At 58.8% G+C, this 430-nt stretch carries 1 protein-coding gene; it reads left to right on the forward strand.

Annotated features, from left to right (window positions below; all coding sequences use genetic code 11):
- Nucleotides 1-430, forward strand: a 430-nt coding sequence (locus R0J88_RS18820; protein ID WP_410900699.1) for a cobaltochelatase CobT-related protein, incomplete at both ends; no start/stop codon positions are given.

Raw genomic sequence — 430 nt, forward strand, 5'->3', positions numbered from 1 at the left:
CGCATTCTTCTCGGAGGCCAGAGATCAGCTTGCCGAGCTGGCAGCGACAAGGCCGGACTTCAAGGGCGGGTTTGATCGTGTCTCGCCACTGTTCATGCCCATCTTCAAGACCTTCGATGAGCGCATGACGCCGGAGTGTGAGACGCGCATTGCAGGACTGCCGACAGTGGATATGGCGAACAACGCCGACTCGGAGTCAGTGGAGATCGCCGCAAACATACTGGCAGCCAGGCGAGAAGAGCGGAAGATTCTGGTTGTGCTGTCGGATGGGCAGCCCGCTCAGCAGCGCATCTACACCTATGAGGAGCGGGCTGATCGTGCCAAGCAGCACCTCCACCACGTTGTAGATCGCGTCGAGAAGGCCGGCATCGAGATTCTGGGTATTGGCATCGAGGCTGATGCGGTCAACGAGTATTACCCCAAGAGCATC

The sequence above is a fragment of the Pseudoalteromonas sp. SIMBA_162 genome (genome assembly GCF_046535955.1).
Classification (GTDB): domain Bacteria; phylum Pseudomonadota; class Gammaproteobacteria; order Enterobacterales; family Alteromonadaceae; genus Pseudoalteromonas; species Pseudoalteromonas marina.